Source organism: Thalassococcus arenae (genome assembly GCF_019104745.1).
GTDB classification, from domain to species: Bacteria; Pseudomonadota; Alphaproteobacteria; order Rhodobacterales; family Rhodobacteraceae; genus Thalassococcus_B; species Thalassococcus_B arenae.
Genome location: NZ_JAHRWL010000001.1, coordinates 65,453 through 82,684 on the forward strand (window position 1 = coordinate 65,453; position 17,232 = coordinate 82,684).

Annotated in this window: 19 protein-coding genes; 8 read left to right on the top strand and 11 right to left on the bottom strand. The window is 64.4% G+C overall.

Annotation, left to right across the window (positions count from 1 at the left end; translation table 11 throughout):
* The first annotated feature begins 91 nt into the window (after positions 1-91).
* Positions 92-1,972, top strand: a complete 1,881-nt coding sequence (locus KUH32_RS00290) for a monovalent cation:proton antiporter-2 (CPA2) family protein (RefSeq protein WP_217776080.1) — start codon at positions 92-94, stop codon at positions 1,970-1,972.
* A gap of 64 nt (positions 1,973-2,036) precedes the next feature.
* Here the strand turns inward: KUH32_RS00290 and KUH32_RS00295 are convergent, their stop codons facing one another.
* From KUH32_RS00295 to KUH32_RS00315, 5 genes are all read right to left on the bottom strand, one after another.
* Entirely contained in the window at positions 2,037-2,546 is a 510-nt protein-coding gene (locus KUH32_RS00295) for a CarD family transcriptional regulator (protein ID WP_217776081.1), read from the bottom strand.
* A gap of 274 nt (positions 2,547-2,820) precedes the next feature.
* Positions 2,821-3,159: a ferredoxin FdxA gene (fdxA, locus tag KUH32_RS00300; protein ID WP_217776082.1), complete on the bottom strand. Its 339-nt coding sequence runs from the start codon at positions 3,157-3,159 to the stop codon at positions 2,821-2,823.
* Between the two features lie 55 nt (positions 3,160-3,214).
* The gene (locus KUH32_RS00305) at positions 3,215-3,595 is read right to left on the bottom strand and encodes an RNA-binding S4 domain-containing protein (RefSeq protein WP_217776083.1); all 381 of its coding nucleotides are present in this window, start codon (positions 3,593-3,595) and stop codon (positions 3,215-3,217) included.
* Positions 3,596-6,523, bottom strand: coding sequence for a helicase-related protein (locus tag KUH32_RS00310; protein ID WP_217776084.1), 2,928 nt, complete (start codon positions 6,521-6,523; stop codon positions 3,596-3,598).
* A gap of 12 nt (positions 6,524-6,535) precedes the next feature.
* Entirely contained in the window at positions 6,536-7,036 is a 501-nt protein-coding gene (locus KUH32_RS00315) for a tetratricopeptide repeat protein (protein ID WP_217778196.1), read from the bottom strand.
* Between the two features lie 125 nt (positions 7,037-7,161).
* On the opposite strand from KUH32_RS00315, the gene KUH32_RS00320 reads away from it, so the two are divergent.
* Both KUH32_RS00320 and KUH32_RS00325 read left to right on the top strand, forming a co-directional pair.
* Positions 7,162-7,452, top strand: coding sequence for an SCP2 sterol-binding domain-containing protein (locus KUH32_RS00320; protein ID WP_217776085.1), 291 nt, complete (start codon positions 7,162-7,164; stop codon positions 7,450-7,452).
* On the top strand, positions 7,452-8,420 hold the full coding sequence (locus tag KUH32_RS00325) for an alpha/beta fold hydrolase (protein WP_217776086.1): 969 nt from the start codon (positions 7,452-7,454) through the stop codon (positions 8,418-8,420). The genes KUH32_RS00320 and KUH32_RS00325 overlap by 1 nt, the downstream gene beginning before the upstream one ends.
* Here KUH32_RS00325 and KUH32_RS00330 read toward each other — a convergent pair.
* On the bottom strand, positions 8,409-9,188 hold the full coding sequence (locus KUH32_RS00330; RefSeq protein WP_217776087.1) for an HpcH/HpaI aldolase family protein: 780 nt from the start codon (positions 9,186-9,188) through the stop codon (positions 8,409-8,411). The genes KUH32_RS00325 and KUH32_RS00330 overlap by 12 nt on opposite strands.
* Before the next feature lie 126 nt (positions 9,189-9,314).
* Between KUH32_RS00330 and KUH32_RS00335 the strand changes: the two genes are divergently transcribed.
* From KUH32_RS00335 to KUH32_RS00350, 4 genes are read left to right on the top strand one after another with little or no spacing between them, the layout of a single operon-like run.
* The gene (locus KUH32_RS00335) at positions 9,315-10,319 is read left to right on the top strand and encodes a ligase-associated DNA damage response exonuclease (protein WP_217776088.1); all 1,005 of its coding nucleotides are present in this window, start codon (positions 9,315-9,317) and stop codon (positions 10,317-10,319) included.
* On the top strand, positions 10,316-11,908 hold the full coding sequence (locus tag KUH32_RS00340) for an ATP-dependent DNA ligase (RefSeq protein ID WP_217776089.1): 1,593 nt from the start codon (positions 10,316-10,318) through the stop codon (positions 11,906-11,908). Before KUH32_RS00335 ends, KUH32_RS00340 begins: the two co-directional genes overlap by 4 nt.
* The gene (locus KUH32_RS00345) at positions 11,901-12,755 is read left to right on the top strand and encodes an amidohydrolase family protein (RefSeq protein ID WP_217776090.1); all 855 of its coding nucleotides are present in this window, start codon (positions 11,901-11,903) and stop codon (positions 12,753-12,755) included. Before KUH32_RS00340 ends, KUH32_RS00345 begins: the two co-directional genes overlap by 8 nt.
* A 32-nt stretch (positions 12,756-12,787) precedes the next feature.
* Entirely contained in the window at positions 12,788-14,617 is a 1,830-nt protein-coding gene (locus KUH32_RS00350) for a M3 family oligoendopeptidase (protein ID WP_431358170.1), read from the top strand.
* Positions 14,618-14,700: 83 nt separating this feature from the next.
* Here KUH32_RS00350 and KUH32_RS00355 read toward each other — a convergent pair whose 3' ends face one another.
* From KUH32_RS00355 to KUH32_RS00365, 3 genes are all read right to left on the bottom strand, one after another.
* The gene (locus tag KUH32_RS00355) at positions 14,701-14,943 is read right to left on the bottom strand and encodes a CDGSH iron-sulfur domain-containing protein (RefSeq protein WP_217776091.1); all 243 of its coding nucleotides are present in this window, start codon (positions 14,941-14,943) and stop codon (positions 14,701-14,703) included.
* 77 nt (positions 14,944-15,020) lie between these two features.
* The gene (locus KUH32_RS00360; RefSeq protein WP_217776092.1) at positions 15,021-15,290 is read right to left on the bottom strand and encodes a DksA/TraR family C4-type zinc finger protein; all 270 of its coding nucleotides are present in this window, start codon (positions 15,288-15,290) and stop codon (positions 15,021-15,023) included.
* A 4-nt stretch (positions 15,291-15,294) separates the two neighbouring features.
* Positions 15,295-15,597, bottom strand: a complete 303-nt coding sequence (locus tag KUH32_RS00365) for a DUF4389 domain-containing protein (protein ID WP_217776093.1) — start codon at positions 15,595-15,597, stop codon at positions 15,295-15,297.
* Positions 15,598-15,712: 115 nt separating this feature from the next.
* Between KUH32_RS00365 and KUH32_RS00370 the strand changes: the two genes are divergently transcribed.
* Complete coding sequence (locus tag KUH32_RS00370; protein ID WP_217776094.1) at positions 15,713-16,225, top strand: glutathione peroxidase; 513 nt, start codon at positions 15,713-15,715, stop codon at positions 16,223-16,225.
* Here KUH32_RS00370 and KUH32_RS00375 read toward each other — a convergent pair.
* Complete coding sequence (locus KUH32_RS00375) at positions 16,222-16,464, bottom strand: HP1242/YdcH family protein (RefSeq protein WP_217776095.1); 243 nt, start codon at positions 16,462-16,464, stop codon at positions 16,222-16,224. The genes KUH32_RS00370 and KUH32_RS00375 overlap by 4 nt on opposite strands.
* Positions 16,465-16,556: 92 nt before the next feature.
* Positions 16,557-17,207, bottom strand: coding sequence for a thermonuclease family protein (locus KUH32_RS00380; protein ID WP_217776096.1), 651 nt, complete (start codon positions 17,205-17,207; stop codon positions 16,557-16,559).
* Positions 17,208-17,232 lie beyond the last annotated feature (25 nt).

Sequence of the window (17,232 nt, forward strand, 5' to 3'; positions counted from 1 at the left end):
ACCCGGCGGTCAGTGCCTCTTGCATCGCGCCGACCTGTTGCCAATCCTGCCCTGCTGACCCACAGTTGCGGTGTTTCAAAAAGGAATCCGCATGGAATCGTTTCTGCTTCAGGCGTCCGTGTTTCTGGCTGCCGCGGTGATCGCGGTTCCGGTCGCGGCACGTCTTGGACTAGGGTCGGTTCTGGGGTACCTCGCCGCCGGTTTGATCATCGGGCCGGGACTGGGCCTTGTGGCCGACACGACCGACCTTCAGCATTTCGCCGAATTCGGCGTGGTCATGATGCTGTTTCTGATCGGGCTGGAACTGGAACCGCGGGCGCTCTGGGACATGCGCCACCGGCTGATCGGTTTGGGCGGCTTGCAGATCGTGCTGACGGCCGCTGCCGTCATGGCCGGCGCCATTGTGCTGGGCCTGGCGTGGCAAACCGCGCTTGCAGTGGGTATGATCCTCGCCCTGTCTTCGACAGCGATCGTGTTGCAGACACTGAACGAAAAGAACCTGATGCAAACCCAGGGCGGACGATCCGCCTTTTCGGTTCTGCTGACCCAGGACATCGCGGTGATCCCGATGCTGATCGCGCTGCCGCTTCTGGCGGTGGCCGCGCCGGTCACGCTGGGCCCCGACGGATCGATCCAGCGCGCGGCTGCCGATCATGCCGCCGACGCGCACCACACGATGAGCCTGGTCGCGGGCCTGCCGGGTTGGGGCGTGGCCCTGGTGACCCTGGCTGTCATTGCCGGAATCATCCTGGCGGGGATTTATGGCGCGCGTCCGCTGTTCCGCTTCATCCATTCCGCCCATCTGCCCGAGATGTTCACCGCCGTGGCGCTGCTGATCGTGGTCGGCATCAGTTTCCTGATGCTTCTGGTCGGGCTGTCGCCCGCGCTCGGATCCTTCCTGGCCGGCGTGGTATTGGCGAACTCGGAGTTTCGACACGAGCTGGAATCCGACATCGAGCCGTTCAAGGGGCTGCTTCTGGGGCTGTTTTTCATCACCGTGGGCGCCGGGATCGACGTGCCGGGCCTGCTGGCCGAACCGGTCACCATCCTGGGCCTCGCGCTAGGCGTGATCGTTCTCAAGGGCGCGATCCTCTACGGTCTCGGGCTCCTTTTCGGCTTGCGAAGGCGTAATCTGTGGCTGTTCACGCTGAGCCTGGCGCAAGCCGGCGAATTCGGCTTCGTGCTGATTTCCTTCGCCGCACAGCAAAACGTGGTCACGACATCGCTGGGCAGCCGGCTGTTGCTGGTCGTGGCTTTGTCGATGCTGATCACGCCGCTGCTTTTTCTTCTGTACGACTGGCTGTCGGGGCGGATGGAAGAGACAAGCGAAACGCACGATCCGGACGAAATCGACGAGGAAGGCCCTGTCATCATCGCGGGCATCGGGCGGTTCGGCCAGATCGTCAACCGGCTGGTGCAAAGCACGGGCCACAAGACCGTGGTGATCGACCACGACATGAAGACGATCCAGCTGATGCGGAAATTCGGCTACAAGGGCTTTTTCGGAGATCCGACACGGCCCGAATTGCTGCACGCCGCCGGTATCGAAAAGGCCAAGGTTCTGGTCGCCGCGCTGGACGATCCGAAATCGGTGGTCAAACTGGTCGCCTATGCGCGACGCGTGCGTCCCGATATCCACATCGTCGCCCGCGCGCGCGACCGTACCCATGTCTATGCGCTGTACCAGGCAGGAGCCAACGACATCGTGCGCGAGATGTTCGACAGCAGTTTGCGGGCCGGGCGCTACGTGCTCGAGAATATCGGCATGTCGGAATACGAGGCCGCCGTGGCCGAAGAAACCTTTTTCCACCACGACCGGCAAACGGTGCGGGAACTGGCGCAGCTATGGGATCCATCCATATCCGCAACAGAAAACGCCGCTTATATCAAACGTGCGCGGGAACTGGAGAAGGACCTCGAAACAGCGCTCTACTCGGCTTTGGAACAGCGCGGAAAGCAGGACGCAGCCTGACACCCCAACAAAAAGGCCGCGCGGGGTATCCGCACGGCCTTGTGTTCGTCTGTCGTGGTATCGATCAGGCCGCGCGGCGGCCCAGAACTTCGTCGACCTGACGCGCTGCGGCCACTTCGTCGCCACCAGAAACGGCCGCCACTTCGCGGGTCAACCGCTCCAGCGCCGCTTCGTACAGCTGACGTTCGGAGTAGCTCTGCTCGCGCTGGTCGTCCGAGCGGTGCAGGTCGCGCACCACTTCGGCAATGGCGATCAGGTCGCCGGAATTGATCTTCTGCTCGTATTCCTGGGCACGGCGCGACCACATGGCGCGCTTGACCTTGGCCTTGCCCTTGAGCGTCTTCATCGCCTGGCTCACGACGTCGGGCGAACTGAGCGAGCGCATGCCGATCTCGGTCGCCTTGTGGGTCGGAACGCGCAGGGTCATCTTGTCTTTTTCGAAGGAGATCACGAACAGTTCCAGGCTGATGCCGGCGATTTCCTGCTCCTCGATCGATACGATCTGCCCAACGCCATGGGCGGGGTAGACCACGTAGTCGTTGGGGCGGAATTCGGATTTCTTCGACTTGCTCATACGCTATCGTCCTCGCGTTTCACCAGGTTGCAGGCCGCACAAAACGCGAGCGGGGATCAAAGATTCCCGTTCACGTGTCATCGTCAGCTTGATTGTCGACCGGAGCAGTGGTTCACCCCGGAGCCCGAAACGTGGTCTGTTCATACGTTGAGACAGTTTAACATATTCAAAGGTCCGAAAACAGCGATGACGTAAAAACGTCATATTTCGTATTTTTTCAATATGTTAGAGGCGTCAGCTCACGTGATATCGATGAATATCGGCGCGAATCGGCTCAGCCCCCTTCGCCGGGGTTTTCCGAAAAGTACTTGTCCAGCTTGCCGGCTTCACCGTCGCGCTCCTCGGCCTCGGGCAGCGGGTCTTTCTTGGTGATGATGACCGGCCATGCCTCGGAGTATTTCCGGTTGAACTCCACCCACTTCTCCATGTCCGGCTCGGTATCGGGCCGGATCGCGTCGGCCGGGCATTCGGGTTCGCAAACGCCACAATCGATGCATTCATCCGGGTGGATGACCAACATGTTCTCGCCTTCATAGAAACAATCGACCGGGCACACCTCGACGCAATCGGTGTATTTGCAGGCGATGCAATTGTCGGTGACAACGTAGGTCATGAGCATGGGTCCGCTGGTTCGCGTCTTGATGGGCTAGCTAGACCACCCGGCGCGATCATTCAAGCGCCTGACCACGCATTTGATCCAGCCTGCGACGATCACGCTTGCTGGGCCGCCCACCGGCTTCGGCCTCGGGCGCCCCCGGATCCGATTGTCGCGGCTTCGGCGGATCGAGATCGTCGTACAAAGCCCGGGCCTCTGGCGCAGGGCCGCGCCGTTCGCCCAGAACCAGCACGCGGATGATCCGGACCTGGCGGTCCTTCGGAAAGGTCAGCACATCGCCCGGCGCCACCGCATAGGCCGGCTTGGCGATCACCTGGCCATTGACCCGGCAATGGCCGGACGACACCAGCTTGGCCGCGAGACTGCGCGTCTTGAAGAACCGCGCGTGCCACAGCCACTTGTCGATGCGCAGCTTGCTTGCCGCCTCGGCCACTCAGGTCTTGTCCTTGAGCCCCATGAGCGCGGCGGCAAAGGGGTTGTCGGGGTCGATGGGCTTTTCCCTGCGCGGCGGGCGCGCTTCGAAATTGCGCGGTCCACGGTCGCCTTTGGCTCCGCGGTCGCCCTTCGGCCCACCCTTGCCCTTCGGCTTGCCCTTGCCGCGAGGCTTGTCCGAGCGGTGGTCGTCCCGGCGCGGGCGTTGGTCCTTGCGCCCCTGCCCGCCGCGATTACCACCCCAGGTGAAGGTGAAATAGAGTTCGCGTTCGGGCGCTTGCGCGGGATCGAGCGGACCGGTCACCGGATCGGTATCCGCCGCAGCAATCGGTTCGGCCACATCGGCTCCAGCCGGTGCGTCCGGTTCTGCCACCTGTTCGACATCGCCGGTTTCCGCCGCGTCCTGCGCCTGCGTTGCCTCCGGTTCGGCAGGCTGTGCGGAGTCGGCGGTCTGGTCGGCCGGCGTATCCGGTGTATCCGGGGCGATGCCTTCGCCGTTGGTGCCGGTTTGCGATTGCTCCGGCTGGGTGTCCGGCTGCTCGGCGACCGGTTTGACCTTGTCGCGCTCGCCCCGCTCGGCCTTGTAACCCAACCCCTGCATGAGATCGGCGAATTGTTCCAGCGTCATGCCGGTGATCGACAGCATGTCGGCCTTGGCCTCGAACCCGCCGCGGCTGTCTTCGGCGCGCAGCATGTCCGCCAGCCGTTCAAGCATGTCGATGCGGATCGCCCGCGCTCCGGCCTTGCGATAGCCGGCAAGTGTGTAGTGTTCGGCCGGGACGCCATCGACATTGGGCACGGTCACCAGCCCCGGCGGCGGCGCCTCGGGGAAGATGTCGAGCCCCTGCGCGAGACTCCACAACACCAGCCGCAGCCGCGTCGGCGCAGGCTTGAGCAGCGCCGGCATGAATATCGTGTATTGCCCGAAGCGGATACCGTGCTTGCGCAACGCGCCGCGGGTGTCCTGATCCAGCGCCTTGACCTCGTCGGCCACCTTGGAACGCGGGATCACGCCCATATCCTCGACCATGCGATAGGCAAAGCCACGTGCCTGGCCGGTCAGTGTCTCGTCGTCGCGCATCTTGACCAGCGGCTCGAACAGCGCGGCGATCTTGCGGTCGATGAAATGCTGCAGGCGGCGTTCGACTTTCTGGGCCACGTCCGGCCCGGCCTCCTCGTCGACAAAGGCGACGACGCGGGGTTTCAGCGGATCATCGCCCTTGGCCAGTTTTCCGACCGCCTGTTCGCCCCACATCAACCCGCCCTGTTCGGTAAAGTCGATCTCGGTGTCGGGCGAGTTGTAGAACTTGTCAGCCCGCAGATGGAAATGCGGCGTCAGCGCCTGCAGGGACGCCGCGCGCAGTGTCTTGGCCTCCTGGCCTTGCGCGTCCTTGTCCTGCCGGAACCGGAACCCCTCCAGACGACCGACGAATTCGCCTTCGACGGTCACTTCACCCTTGTCGTTCACTTCGGCCAAGAGGGCCTCCTTCTGCTTCAACCGGCGCATCAGCACGGATGTGCGCCGGTCGACGAATCTTTGCGTCAGACGGTCGTGCAACGCATCCGACAGGCGGTCTTCTACAGCGCGGGTCGCGCCGCGCCAATGGTCTTCGTCGCCAACCCAGCCTTTCCGCTGCGCGACATAGGTCCATGTGCGGATATATGCCAAGCGTTTCGACAGCGTGTCGATATCGCCATCGGTGCGGTCGATGCGGTTCACCTGCCGGGCCAGGAAATCGTCGGGTACCGATCCGCGCTGGTGCAGATGGCCAAAGATCACCTGCAACAAACCGGCATGTTCGGCATGGCTGATACCGCGAAAGTCGGGAATGCGGCAGACATCCCAAAGCAGCCTGACCGAAGCGGCATCGGACGCACGCGCCTGAACCTCGGCCACATCGGACAAGGCCTTGAGCGCCTGAAGGTCGTCGGCTTCGCGCGCCTTGACCAGGGTCGGGTCGTCCGGCGCGATCTCCAGGCTGTCGACCAGCGCGGGCACCGACCCAAAGCGCAGATCGCTGTTGCGCCAGTTGATCTTGCGCAGCGGGGCAAAGCTGTGGTTGCAGATCGCCTCGACCCATTCATCGGGGATCGGGCCGGCATCGCCGGTGACGCCGAAGGTGCCGTCGCGCATCCCCCGCCCCGCGCGCCCGGCAATCTGCGCCAGTTCGTTGGGTTGCAGAGGCCGCATCCGCCGGCCGTCGAATTTGGTCAGACCGGAAAACGCGACATGGTGAATGTCGAGATTGAGCCCCATCCCAATGGCATCGGTGGCAACCAGATAGTCGACCTCGCCGTTCTGGTAGAGCGCCACCTGGGCGTTGCGGGTCCGCGGGCTGAGAGCCCCCATCACGACAGCGGCACCACCCTTTTGCCGGCGGATAAGCTCAGCGATCGCATAGACATTCTCAACAGAAAACCCGACAACAGCGCTACGTGTAGGCAGTCTGCTTATCTTTTTCGAACCAATATAGCTCAACTGGCTCATCCGCTCGCGGCGCAGGAACTCGACACCCGGGACCAGCGTGGCGATGGGCCCGCGCATTGTGTCGGACCCCAGGAACAGGGTCTCGTTCAGGCCGCGCATCCGCAAAAGACGGTCGGTAAAGACATGGCCGCGCTCGGGATCGGCGCAAAGCTGGATCTCGTCGATGGCGGCAAAGTCGCATCCCATGCCCTCGGGCATCGCTTCGACCGTGCAGACCCAGTATTGCGTCCGCGGCGGCACGATCCGCTCTTCGCCGGTGACGAGAGCCACCACCGACGGCCCGCGCAGTCCGACAATCGTGTCGTAGACCTCGCGTGCCAACAGGCGCAACGGCAGGCCTATGATGCCCGTGCGGTGGGCCAGCATCCGTTCGATGGCGTAAGAAGTCTTGCCGGTGTTGGTCGGGCCTAGAACGGCCGCGACCCGAGCCTTGAGGGCCATGCGCCTGTCCTGTTAGAGCGAGGTGCCCTTCACCCTGCCTTCGAGCCGCGTCAACGCGTTCAGCACGTCTTCGTCATGCGGCCGCAGTTCCAATACACGGGCATAAGCGTCATAGGCAAGCGCATCGGCGCCCACCTGTTCGTGCACCGCCCCCACTCCGCGCAAGGCACCGAAGTGGTCCGGGTTCAGCGCCAGGGTACGCTCCAGCGCATCCATCGTCGGTCCCAGCATCTCGGCCTGGTAGTAAGCCAAGGCGAGGGCGTGCCAACCTTCGGCGAAATCCGGCGCATGGTCGGTCAGGGCAGTCAGATGTTCGATCGCCTCGCCGGTCTGGTTGACCTCGAGCGCATCGCGGCCGCGCTTGAGAAGCAGGTCCATCGCAGCCGAACCGGATTTCGACCATTCCCGCATGACCGACCGTTCCAGCCGCGCCGCGGCGGAGTCGTCTTCGGCCTGGGACAGCTGTTCGAGCAGGGTTGCCGCGTCCTGCGCCCCTGCTGGTAAGGAAATCATGACTGCCGCGACAAATGCCGTAACGGTAGATTTGATATTCATGTGTCCCGTGCTCATACGTTGTAATCAGTTTAGCGCCAGTGCGCCGGAAAACCAGCGCACGATTTGGAGAGGAAGGACAAGGCATGAGCGACACCCTGACAGCGGCCGTGGCGGCCCTGAATGAAAAGATGGGCGGTGAAGGCTTCGACGGCACCGCGAAATTCGTCATGGGAGACGAAGGCAGCATGATCGTCGACAGCAACGGCGCCCGCGAAGGCGACGGCGATGCCGACGTGACCCTGACCGCCGATGTCGAGACGTTCCAGGAAATCTTCGAAGGCGGCTTGAACCCGACTGCCGCGTTCATGTCCGGCAAGCTCAAGATCGACGGCGACATGGGCGCGGCGATGCGCCTGGCCTCGGTGCTGGCCTGATGGAACTCGCACCCGCCCCCTTCCATGCCGATCTGGCCGAAGGTCCCGCGGGTGCGCGCGCCTGGTGGGCGCGGGCTTCGGACGGTCTGCGCCTGCGGCTGGCGCACTATCCGGGGCCAGGGGATGCCCGGGGAACGGTTCTGCTGTTTCCCGGCCGCACGGAATACGTCGAAAAATACGGCCGTGTCGCGGTCGACCTTGCCAAGGCGGGCTACCACACGTTGACGATCGACTGGCGCGGCCAGGGGCTGGCCGACCGGATGCTGGACGATCCGCGCACCGGTCATGTTCATGTCTTCGAGGATTACCAAAAGGACGTCGCGGCCATGGTAGCCGCCGCTGTCGCGCTCGACCTGCCCGGCCCGCATTTCCTGCTGGGCCATTCGATGGGCGGCTGTATCGGCCTACGGTCCGTCATGGACGGGCTGGCCGTTCAGGCCTGCGCATTCACCGGACCGATGTGGGGGATCCGGATGACCCCGCCCGTGCGGCCAGCCGCCTGGGCGCTCAGCTGGGGCGGCAAGCGGATGGGCGTGGGACACCTGCTCGCTCCGGGCACGGGCATCGAAAGCTACGTGACCACCGCACCGTTCGAGGACAACACCCTCACGACCGATCCGGACACATGGGATTACATGCGCCGCCAGACCCTCGCGATCCCGGAGCTGCAACTGGGCGGCCCGTCGCTGACCTGGCTGCACGAGGCGCTGGCCGAATGCCGGGCGCTGCATCGGCGCCCCTCACCCGGCCTGCCTTGCTTTGCCGCCGTGGGCAGCAACGAACGCATCGTCGACGTGCCCCGCATCCTGTCTCGGATGGAGCGCTGGCCGAACGGCCGGCTCCAGGTCGTGGAAGGCGGCGAACACGAACTGCTGATGGAACGCCCGGAATTGCGCCAGCCGGTGATCGACGGCATCGCCGCGCTGTTCGAAAGCGTGCCGACCCAGCCGCAGTCGTTATCCGCCTGATCCCTTGATCGCCTTGACGGCCGCAACGTCGGCGGCCGCGGCCTTGCGCATCCAGCCATGTTCCGAGGCGATGAAGAACATCGTCATACCGTAATCCCGCGCCCAGGCCTGGGCGTCCTCACCGGTCGGCACAAAGCTCATGTAGGCACAGCCCGCATCGCGCGCCGCCCGCCCGACCCGGGTCAAGGCCGCCTTGAGTTCATCGCTGTTCTGGTGGTCGTATCCATAGCCGACCGACAGGTCGGCAGGCCCAAGGAAAAGCCCGTCGATTCCATCGGTCGCGGCGATGGCTTCGACAGCCTCCACGCCCGCCGGTTCCTCGATCTGGGCGATCACCACGATTTCGTCGCGTGACCTTTGAAGCAATTCCGGCATCGGGCGCGTGGCGTAGCCGGCCCAACGGGTCGACCCCGCATAACCCCGCCCGCCCAGGCCGAACCGCGCCGCGCGCGCCACCTCGGCGGCCTTTTCGACACTGTCGACATGCGGAACCACGACCCCCGCCGCGCCGTAATCCAGCGCCTGCAGGATTTCCCGCGGCGATCCGTCCGCTACCCGCACCAGCATCGGCAGGTCAAGCGCGCGGCCCATCGCGATGCAGACATCCAGCCCGGCACGGCCAAAAGGCGCGTGTTCGGCATCAAGGCACAGGAAATCGAGCCCGGCCTGCTCCAGCACCTCGACCAATTGGTGCGCCGGGGTCTTGAGAAACGTTCCGGCCAGCGGCGCGCCGCTCAGCATCGTTTGTCGGAAATTCTTCGTGCGCATCGTGCGGACCTCCCGCCCCGCACCCTGACCGCGCGCGGAACCGACGGCAAGCCCCCGTTCTTCTCTTTGTCAAATACGCAGATGCCGTCACTGGCCGCCCGCGTCCCGTCCACTATAGTGGGCACCATGGCCGTTCTGACCTTCACCGATCGCGGGATCTATTGCCCGGCCGGGGATTTCCACATCGACCCCTGGCGCCCGGTCGACCGCGCGCTGATCACCCATGGCCATGCCGACCACGCCCGCCCCGGGCACCGCGCCTATCTGGCGACCCAAGCCGCCGCTCCGGTGATCCGGCACCGGCTGGGCGACATCAATCTCGATACGATCCGCTTTGGAGAGATGCGGCGGATCGGTGCGGCGAACGTGTCGTTCCACCCTGCCGGCCACATCCCCGGCTCGGCGCAGATCCGGGTCGAAGCCGGCGGCGAGGTCTGGGTGGTGTCGGGTGACTACAAGACCGATGCCGACGGGCTGAGCGAGCCGTTCGAGCCGGTTCGCTGCCACAGTTTCATCACCGAATGCACCTTTGGCCTGCCGGTGTTTTCCTGGCGCCCGGCCGGCGAGATCGCCGCCGAGATGAATGCCTGGTGGTCCGCAAACGCTGCGGCGGGCAAGGCCAGCATTCTGGGGGCCTATTCACTGGGCAAGGCGCAACGACTCCTGTCCTTGGTCGATGCCTCGATCGGGCCGATCCTGACCCACGGCGCCGTCGAGGCGACGAATGCCATCCTGCGGCGCCAGGGATATGCCTTGCCCGATACCGTCGCCGTGACGCCCGAGACGAAAGCCAAGGATCACCCCGGTGCCCTGATCGTCGCACCGCCCGCGGCGCTTGGATCGGCATGGGCACGGCGCTTTGGTGACGCGTCGACCGGATTCGCCTCGGGGTGGATGCAGTTGCGCGGGGTGCGGCGGCGTCGCGCCACGGATCGTGGCTTTGTCATCTCCGATCACGCTGACTGGAACGGCCTGCTGGGGGCGATCCGTGATACGGGTGCGGAAAATATATATGTCACGCATGGTTACACGGATATCTTTGCACGTCACCTCAACGAATCCGGTTGGTCTGCCCAGGTCGTTCCTACCGAATTCGGCGGTGAAGACGATGAAACGGAGAGCGCCGCATGAAGGCCTTTGCCGCGCTCTTCACCGTTATCGATCAGACCACGAAAATCAGCGTGAAAACAAAGGCCTTGGCGGATTACTTCAGAACGGCTCCGGACGAAGACAAGCTCTGGACGATCGCGCTGTTCTCGGGCCGGCGCCCGAAACGGGCGGTCACGACGACGCAATTGCGGGAATGGGCGGCCGACCGCGCAGGCATCCCGCTCTGGCTGCTCGAGGAATGCTATCCAATCGTCGGCGACCTGGCCGAGACGCTGGCGCTTATCCTGCCCCCGGCAAGTGCACCGCTGGACTGCGATCTGACGTTCTGGATCAATAGCTTGCGCGCCCTTCGTGATGTGGATATCGACGAGCGCCGCGCCCGTATCCTTCAGGCCTGGGACCAGCTCGACACCGCCGAACGGTTCCTGTTCAACAAGCTCATCACCGGCGGCTTTCGCATCGGCGTCAGCCGCAAGTTGATGACCCGCGCACTGGCCCAGGCGACCGGACAGGACGAAGCCGCGCTGGCCCACAAGCTGATGGGCGGGTGGTCACCCGATACGACAACCTACCACGCGCTGATCGAGGCGAAGGACCCGCAGGCCGATCAGAGCCGGCCCTATCCGTTCTACCTGGCCTACCAGCTCGAGGACACAGCCGAGACGCTGGGCGATCCCGGTGACTGGCAGGCCGAATGGAAATGGGACGGCATCCGCGGTCAACTGATCCTGCGTGGCGGCGCCCATCATGTCTGGTCACGCGGCGAAGAATTGATGACCGACCGCTTTCCGGAACTGGCCCGGGCGGTGGATTTCCTGCCCGACGGCACGGTGCTGGATGGCGAATTGGTGGCTTGGGACGGCGCGCAGCCGCTGCCGTTCAACACGTTGCAGGCGCGGATCGGACGAAAGACCGTGCCGAAAAAGCTGTTGCAGGACGCGCCCGTGATCCTGCTGGCCTACGACCTGCTCGAAGCCGATGGTCGCGATATGCGGGCTGCGCCGCTTTCGGAACGGCGCGACCGGCTCGAGGCATTGACCACCGATCTGCCACCTGCGGCGGGCGTCCGCGCCTCGCCGCGGATCGCGTTCGACGACTGGACCCATCTGGCAGAGATCCGGGCCACCGCGCGCGATGCGCGTGCCGAAGGGCTGATGCTGAAACGCCGGGCCGCGCCCTACCTCGCGGGCCGCAAGAAGGGCGATTGGTGGAAATGGAAGCTCGACCCGCTGACCATAGACGCGGTGATGATCTATGCCCAATCGGGCCACGGCCGCCGCGCCAACCTGTTCACCGATTTCACCTTTGCCGTGTGGTCGGGCAATGATCTCGTGCCCTTCACCAAGGCCTATTCCGGCCTGACAGACGACGAGTTCCGCCAGATCACGGCCTGGGTGCGCAAGAACACGCTGCAACGCTTCGGTCCGGTGCGGCAGGTCCGGCCCGAGCATGTGTTCGAGATCGCCTTCGAAGGCATCCAGAAAAGCCCGCGGCACAAATCCGGGGTTGCGCTGCGCTTTCCCCGCATGTCCCGTTGGCGCCACGACAAACCGGTTCAGGAAGCCAACAGCCTGGACGATCTGAAAGAGATGCTCGCGACATATGGATAGACCGCTTGCCCCGCCCCCGCCCGAGACAGTCGTTGCGCCGGCGCCGTTGCCGCCGGGCGCGATTAACGCCCATGTGCACCTGGTGGGCGACGATTTCCAGTTGCAGGACAAGGCCGTGGAACGCCCCGCGCCGGGCACTCTGGACGCCTGGCTGACGCGGTTCCGGGCGCATCAGGCGCAGATCGGTTGTTCCCGCGCGGTGATCGTACACTCGATCCTCTACGGCGGCGACAACACCGTCACGCTTGAGGCGGCGCGCCGCTACGGCCCCGGCACGCCCGCCGTCGTGCTGATCCGCGACAATGCGACCGAGGCGCAGATCGCCGCACTTGCCGATGCGGGCGCCAAGGCGGTGCGGCTGAACTACGTGCATGGCGGCCTGCTGAGCTGGGAGGGGATGGTGCGGCTGGCCCCGATGCTGGCCGCGCATGGTCTGCATGTCGAGATGTTGGCCCATTCGCATCTGCACCTGACCGAGTTGGCCCCGCAAGTGCCTGACCTGCCGGTCGATATCGTGTTCGACCATTGCGCCTGGCCGGATCGGTCGCTTGGCGTGACCGACGGTCAACGCGCGCTGGAACGGCTGCTGGCCGACGGCCATGCCTGGTGCAAGCTGAGCGCGGCCTACCGCTACGACCCCGAACCGCAGGCGCTGTTTTCCCGCCTGATCGCCGCCAACCCCGAACGGCTGCTCTGGGGCAGCGACTGGCCGCATCTGATGCTGGGTGACGCGGTGATGCCCGATACCGGCGCAGAGCTGCGCAAGCTGCAATCGGTGCTGGACGACGCCACCGCGCAGCGCATCTTTGTCGACAATCCGACACGGCTCTACCGCCTGCCCTCTTGAACCCACCCCCGACGAGGCCTTAGCTCACCTTCATGATGACGCCTTTCACACCCCCCGCCCGCCTGTTCGACGCCAATGCCAGCGCCAAGGGAAAGGATCTCGGCAAACTGCCCGAATGGAACCTGTCCGACCTTTACCCTGCGCCCGATGCCCCGGCCCTGACCGCCGATCTGGACTGGCTCGAGGCCGAGTGCCGCGCTTTCGCCGCGGATTACGAGGGCAAGATGGCGGATCTGGATGCCGCCGGATTTCTGACCGCGATCCTCCGCCACGAGAAGATCGAGACCAAGGCCGGGCGGGTGATGTCCTTTGCGGGCCTGCGCTATTACCAGCACACCACCGATGCCGCGCGCGCCAAGTTCCTGTCGGACACACAGGAAAAGATCACCAATTTCACAACGCCGCTGGTTTTCTTCACGCTGGAACTGAACCGGCTGGACGACGCGCTGCTGGATGGCTGGATGGCCGAGAACGCCGAGCTTGCGCGCTACCGGCCCGCCCTGCGGCGCATCCGGGCGATGAAGCCCTACCAGCTGTCGGACGAGCTGGAGAAGTTCCTGCACGATCTGGGCGTGGTCGGTGACGCATGGGAACGCCTGTTCGACGAAACCATCGCAGGGCTGAATTTCACCGTCGATGGCGAAGAGCTGAACATCGAGGGCACGCTGAACCTGCTGACCGAGCAGGACCGCGCCAAACGCCAGGCCGCCGCCGAAGAGCTGGGCCGCGTTTTCCAGAGCAACATCAAGACCTTCGCGCGCGTTCACAACACCCAGGCCAAGGAAAAGGAAATCCTGGACCGCTGGCGCAAGATGCCCACGGCGCAGACCGGCAGGCACCTGTCCAACGATGTCGAACCCGAGGTCGTCGAGGCGTTGCGCAACGCCGTCGTCGCGGCCTATCCCAAGCTCAGTCACCGCTATTACGAGTTGAAACGCAAATGGCTTGGGCTGGACCGGATGCAGGTCTGGGACCGCAACGCGCCCTTGCCGATGGAGGCGACGCGCACCATCGGCTGGGACGAGGCACAAAAGACGGTGATGGAGGCTTATGGCGCCTTTGATCCCCGCATGACGGAAATCGCGCAGCCGTTCTTCGAACGCGGCTGGATCGATGCGGCGGTCAAACCCGGCAAGGCACCGGGTGCCTTTGCACACCCCACCGTGACCGAGGTCCATCCCTACATCATGCTGAATTACCTCGGGAAACCGCGCGACGTGATGACTTTGGCGCACGAGCTGGGGCATGGCGTCCATCAGGTTCTGGCGGCAGGGCAAGGCGAGATGCTGGCCTCGACCCCGTTGACCCTGGCCGAAACCGCCAGCGTGTTCGGCGAGATGCTGACCTTCCGCGCCATGCTCGACCGCGCCAAGGACGAAGCCGAACGAAAGGTGCTGCTGGCCGGCAAGGTCGAGGACATGATCAATACCGTCGTACGCCAGATCGCCTTCTACGATTTCGAATGCAAGCTGCATGAGGCGCGCCGCGGCGGCGAACTGACGCCCGAGGATATCGGCGCGCTGTGGATGAGCGTTCAGGGTGAAAGCCTGGGGCCGGCCTTTGATTTCATGCCGGGATACGAGACCTTCTGGGCCTATATCCCGCACTTCGTCCATTCGCCCTTTTACGTCTACGCCTATGCGTTCGGCGATGGGCTGGTGAACGCGCTTTACGCGGCCTACCAGGAGGCGCCGGAAGGGTTCCAGGACCGGTATTTCGACATGCTCAAGGCGGGCGGGTCGAAGCACCACAAGGAATTGCTGGCGCCGTTCGGGCTGGACGCCAGCGACCCGGCCTTCTGGGACAAGGGGTTGGGCATGATCGCAGGGTTCATCGAGGAATTGGAGGCGATGGAAACCTGACCCGGCGGCGCGGCGGCGTCACCTGCGGTCATGCGTATTTGTAAAAGAGAAGAAGCGCAGCCGCACGGATGGCCGCGCAGCGATCACAAGGCGTTGTGAGAGCCGTCGCATAGCGGTTGTTTCTGGCTGGCCTTGCAACCGCAGAAGAACGCCTTTCCGTCCTTTTCGGCGGTCCATTTCTGCGGCTGGAACGGCGTGTCCTTGTGCGAGCCGTCGCAGAAGGGCTGGTTCTGCGACCTGCCGCAGGCGCACCAGAAATAGGTCTTGCCCGCCGTTACATCGACGGGAAAAGGCCCTTTCTGGGCGATGATCGGCGCATCTGACATGGTGGTCCTTCCTTTGTTTGCAGCTGTTTTCAGCGTTGCGAGACAGCTAGAACGTGTCGGGCTCGTGGCCAGCGGGCTTACTTCAACTGGCTGTCCTTCGAGCCGCGCCGGTTGATGCCGCCGCGCGCCCGGACAGCACCGTCGCGTTCCGCAGCGCAGTCGATACAAAGCTTGACACCGGGCAGCGCATCGCGCCGGGCCCGGGGGATTTCCTCTTCGCATTCGGCGCAGTGGGTCAGGCTTTCGCCGTGCGGCGCGCGGCGGGCCTTCAACCGTTCGAGTTCCTCGGCGATGGAGGCCTCGATCTGGTCGTTCACCGCTCCGTCGCGTGTCCAGCCGCCGGCCATGGCATCAGTCCAGTTCGGTCCAGGGCCACGGCTTGACCTCCGACGCGGCGGTCTGGTACCGCGCGGCCTTGGCCATCCAGATGCCCAGATCGGTGCCGAAATCCGACAGCCTTTCATTGGGTTGGCGGTTGTTGACCAGCATGATGACGAACTGCACCACCGTGCACGCGGTCAGAACCGTCTGCGCGAGGCTGAGCATCAGCCAGATCAGCAGCATGTTCAACAGCCGCAGCCCCATGTTGTCGGCTTCGGCGGCTGGCTGTTCGCCATGGATGCGCCCCTGCACCTTGTCTTCGTCGCTTGTCATGGCAGCCCCCTGTTTCGATTGTCCGAAGGTAACGCAAACGGACGCTGGACGCCAAGCACCAGACTTGACGCCGGCAACGGAACGCTAATTTGCACCCCATCGATCGGAGGATGCGATGAAACGTCTTGCAGCAGCTATCCTGGCACTATTCTCGACCCTTTCGGCAGCCGCGGCCTTTGAGTTCGACAATATCGACGGTGGCACGCTGGACATGTCGGACTGGGCGGGTCGTCCCGTGCTGGTGGTCAACACCGCGTCCCAGTGCGCGTTCACGCGGCAATATTCCGAATTGCAGGCGCTGTACGACCGCTATCGCGACCGGGGGCTGGTGGTGCTGGCGGTGCCATCCGACGACTTTCGCCAGGAACTGGACAGCGCCGAAGTGGTCAAGGAGTTCTGCGAGGTCAATTTCGGTCTGACCCTGCCCATGACCGACATCACGCCCGTCAGCGGCCCGCAGGCGCATCCCTTTTACCGCTTCGTGCAGGAAACCGCCGGATTCGCGCCCCGCTGGAACTTCAACAAGGTGCTGATCGGTCCCGACGGCGCGGTTGTGGCCACGTGGGGATCGGCGGCCAAGCCGCTGTCGCGTAGCGTGACCGACCGGATCGAACCCTTGCTGAACTAGGTTCCGGCGTTCAGCATCGCCCAGATCTCGTCCTTGAGGGCCGCGCGGCGTTTTCGCAGTTCGGTCTCGGCAAGGTTGTCCATGGGGTCGAGATTGGTTTCCGCGCGATGGACCTGGCTGTTGACCTCGGCATAGCTTTCGGCGAGGCGGGCGAAATGCGCGTCGGTCTGTTTCAACTGGCTGATCCTGGCGACGAATTGCGGGAACTCTTGGGCGAGGTCATGCGGGGTATGGGACATCTGGCTTCTCCTCCGGGCTGTTGTGCGCAGAACAGAAGATCAGAGGCCGGCGCCGCTCTCCTTGACCCGGATCAAACTTGCGGAATATGTGCCTATCGTTTGGCCGGCCGCCAGCCCGCGTTTCGCGCATCCGCTTCCGAGCAGAACCAGCGTTCACCCTTGCTTTCATCGATCCGCGTCTCGTCGTACCAGCGCTGGCCGGGGACGTGGAATACCCGTCGCCCCGAGGCCGAGATATTGCCCTTGATCGCACAGTCCGGTTGCGGGGTTCCGGCCCCCTGCCGCGCGGCCGACCGGAAGGCGGCGGGCGATTGCACGCCGGTGCCGTGCAAGCCCCGCCCGGCGATCGCCGCGCCCTTTTCGTCCAGGTCGTAATCCCAGGAATAGCGCCGATAGGCGAAAGCCAGACCATCCTGCACAAGCCGTCTGGCGATATCTTCGCCGTCAAGGTTGCAGCGCGCCACGACACGGCCATATCGGTCGCGATCGAGCGCCTCGCAGGACACATTCTTGCCGTCGAGCCGGGCTTTCACGTTGCTGACGACCCAGGCCCCGCAGGGCCAGACCGGAGCGTTCTGGCCACCGCAGCGCTGACCAGCCTCCGGCGCGTCGATCCCGAAAAGCCTGATGCGGATACCGCCCACGTCCAGCGTGTCGCCGTCGATGACGCGGACCGGGCCCGCGATCTCTGCTTGCGCAACCCCGGCGCACAGAAGAACGAGAAGTGAACAAATCCTTAACATTCCCTTAATCTGGGCGCGCAAGCCC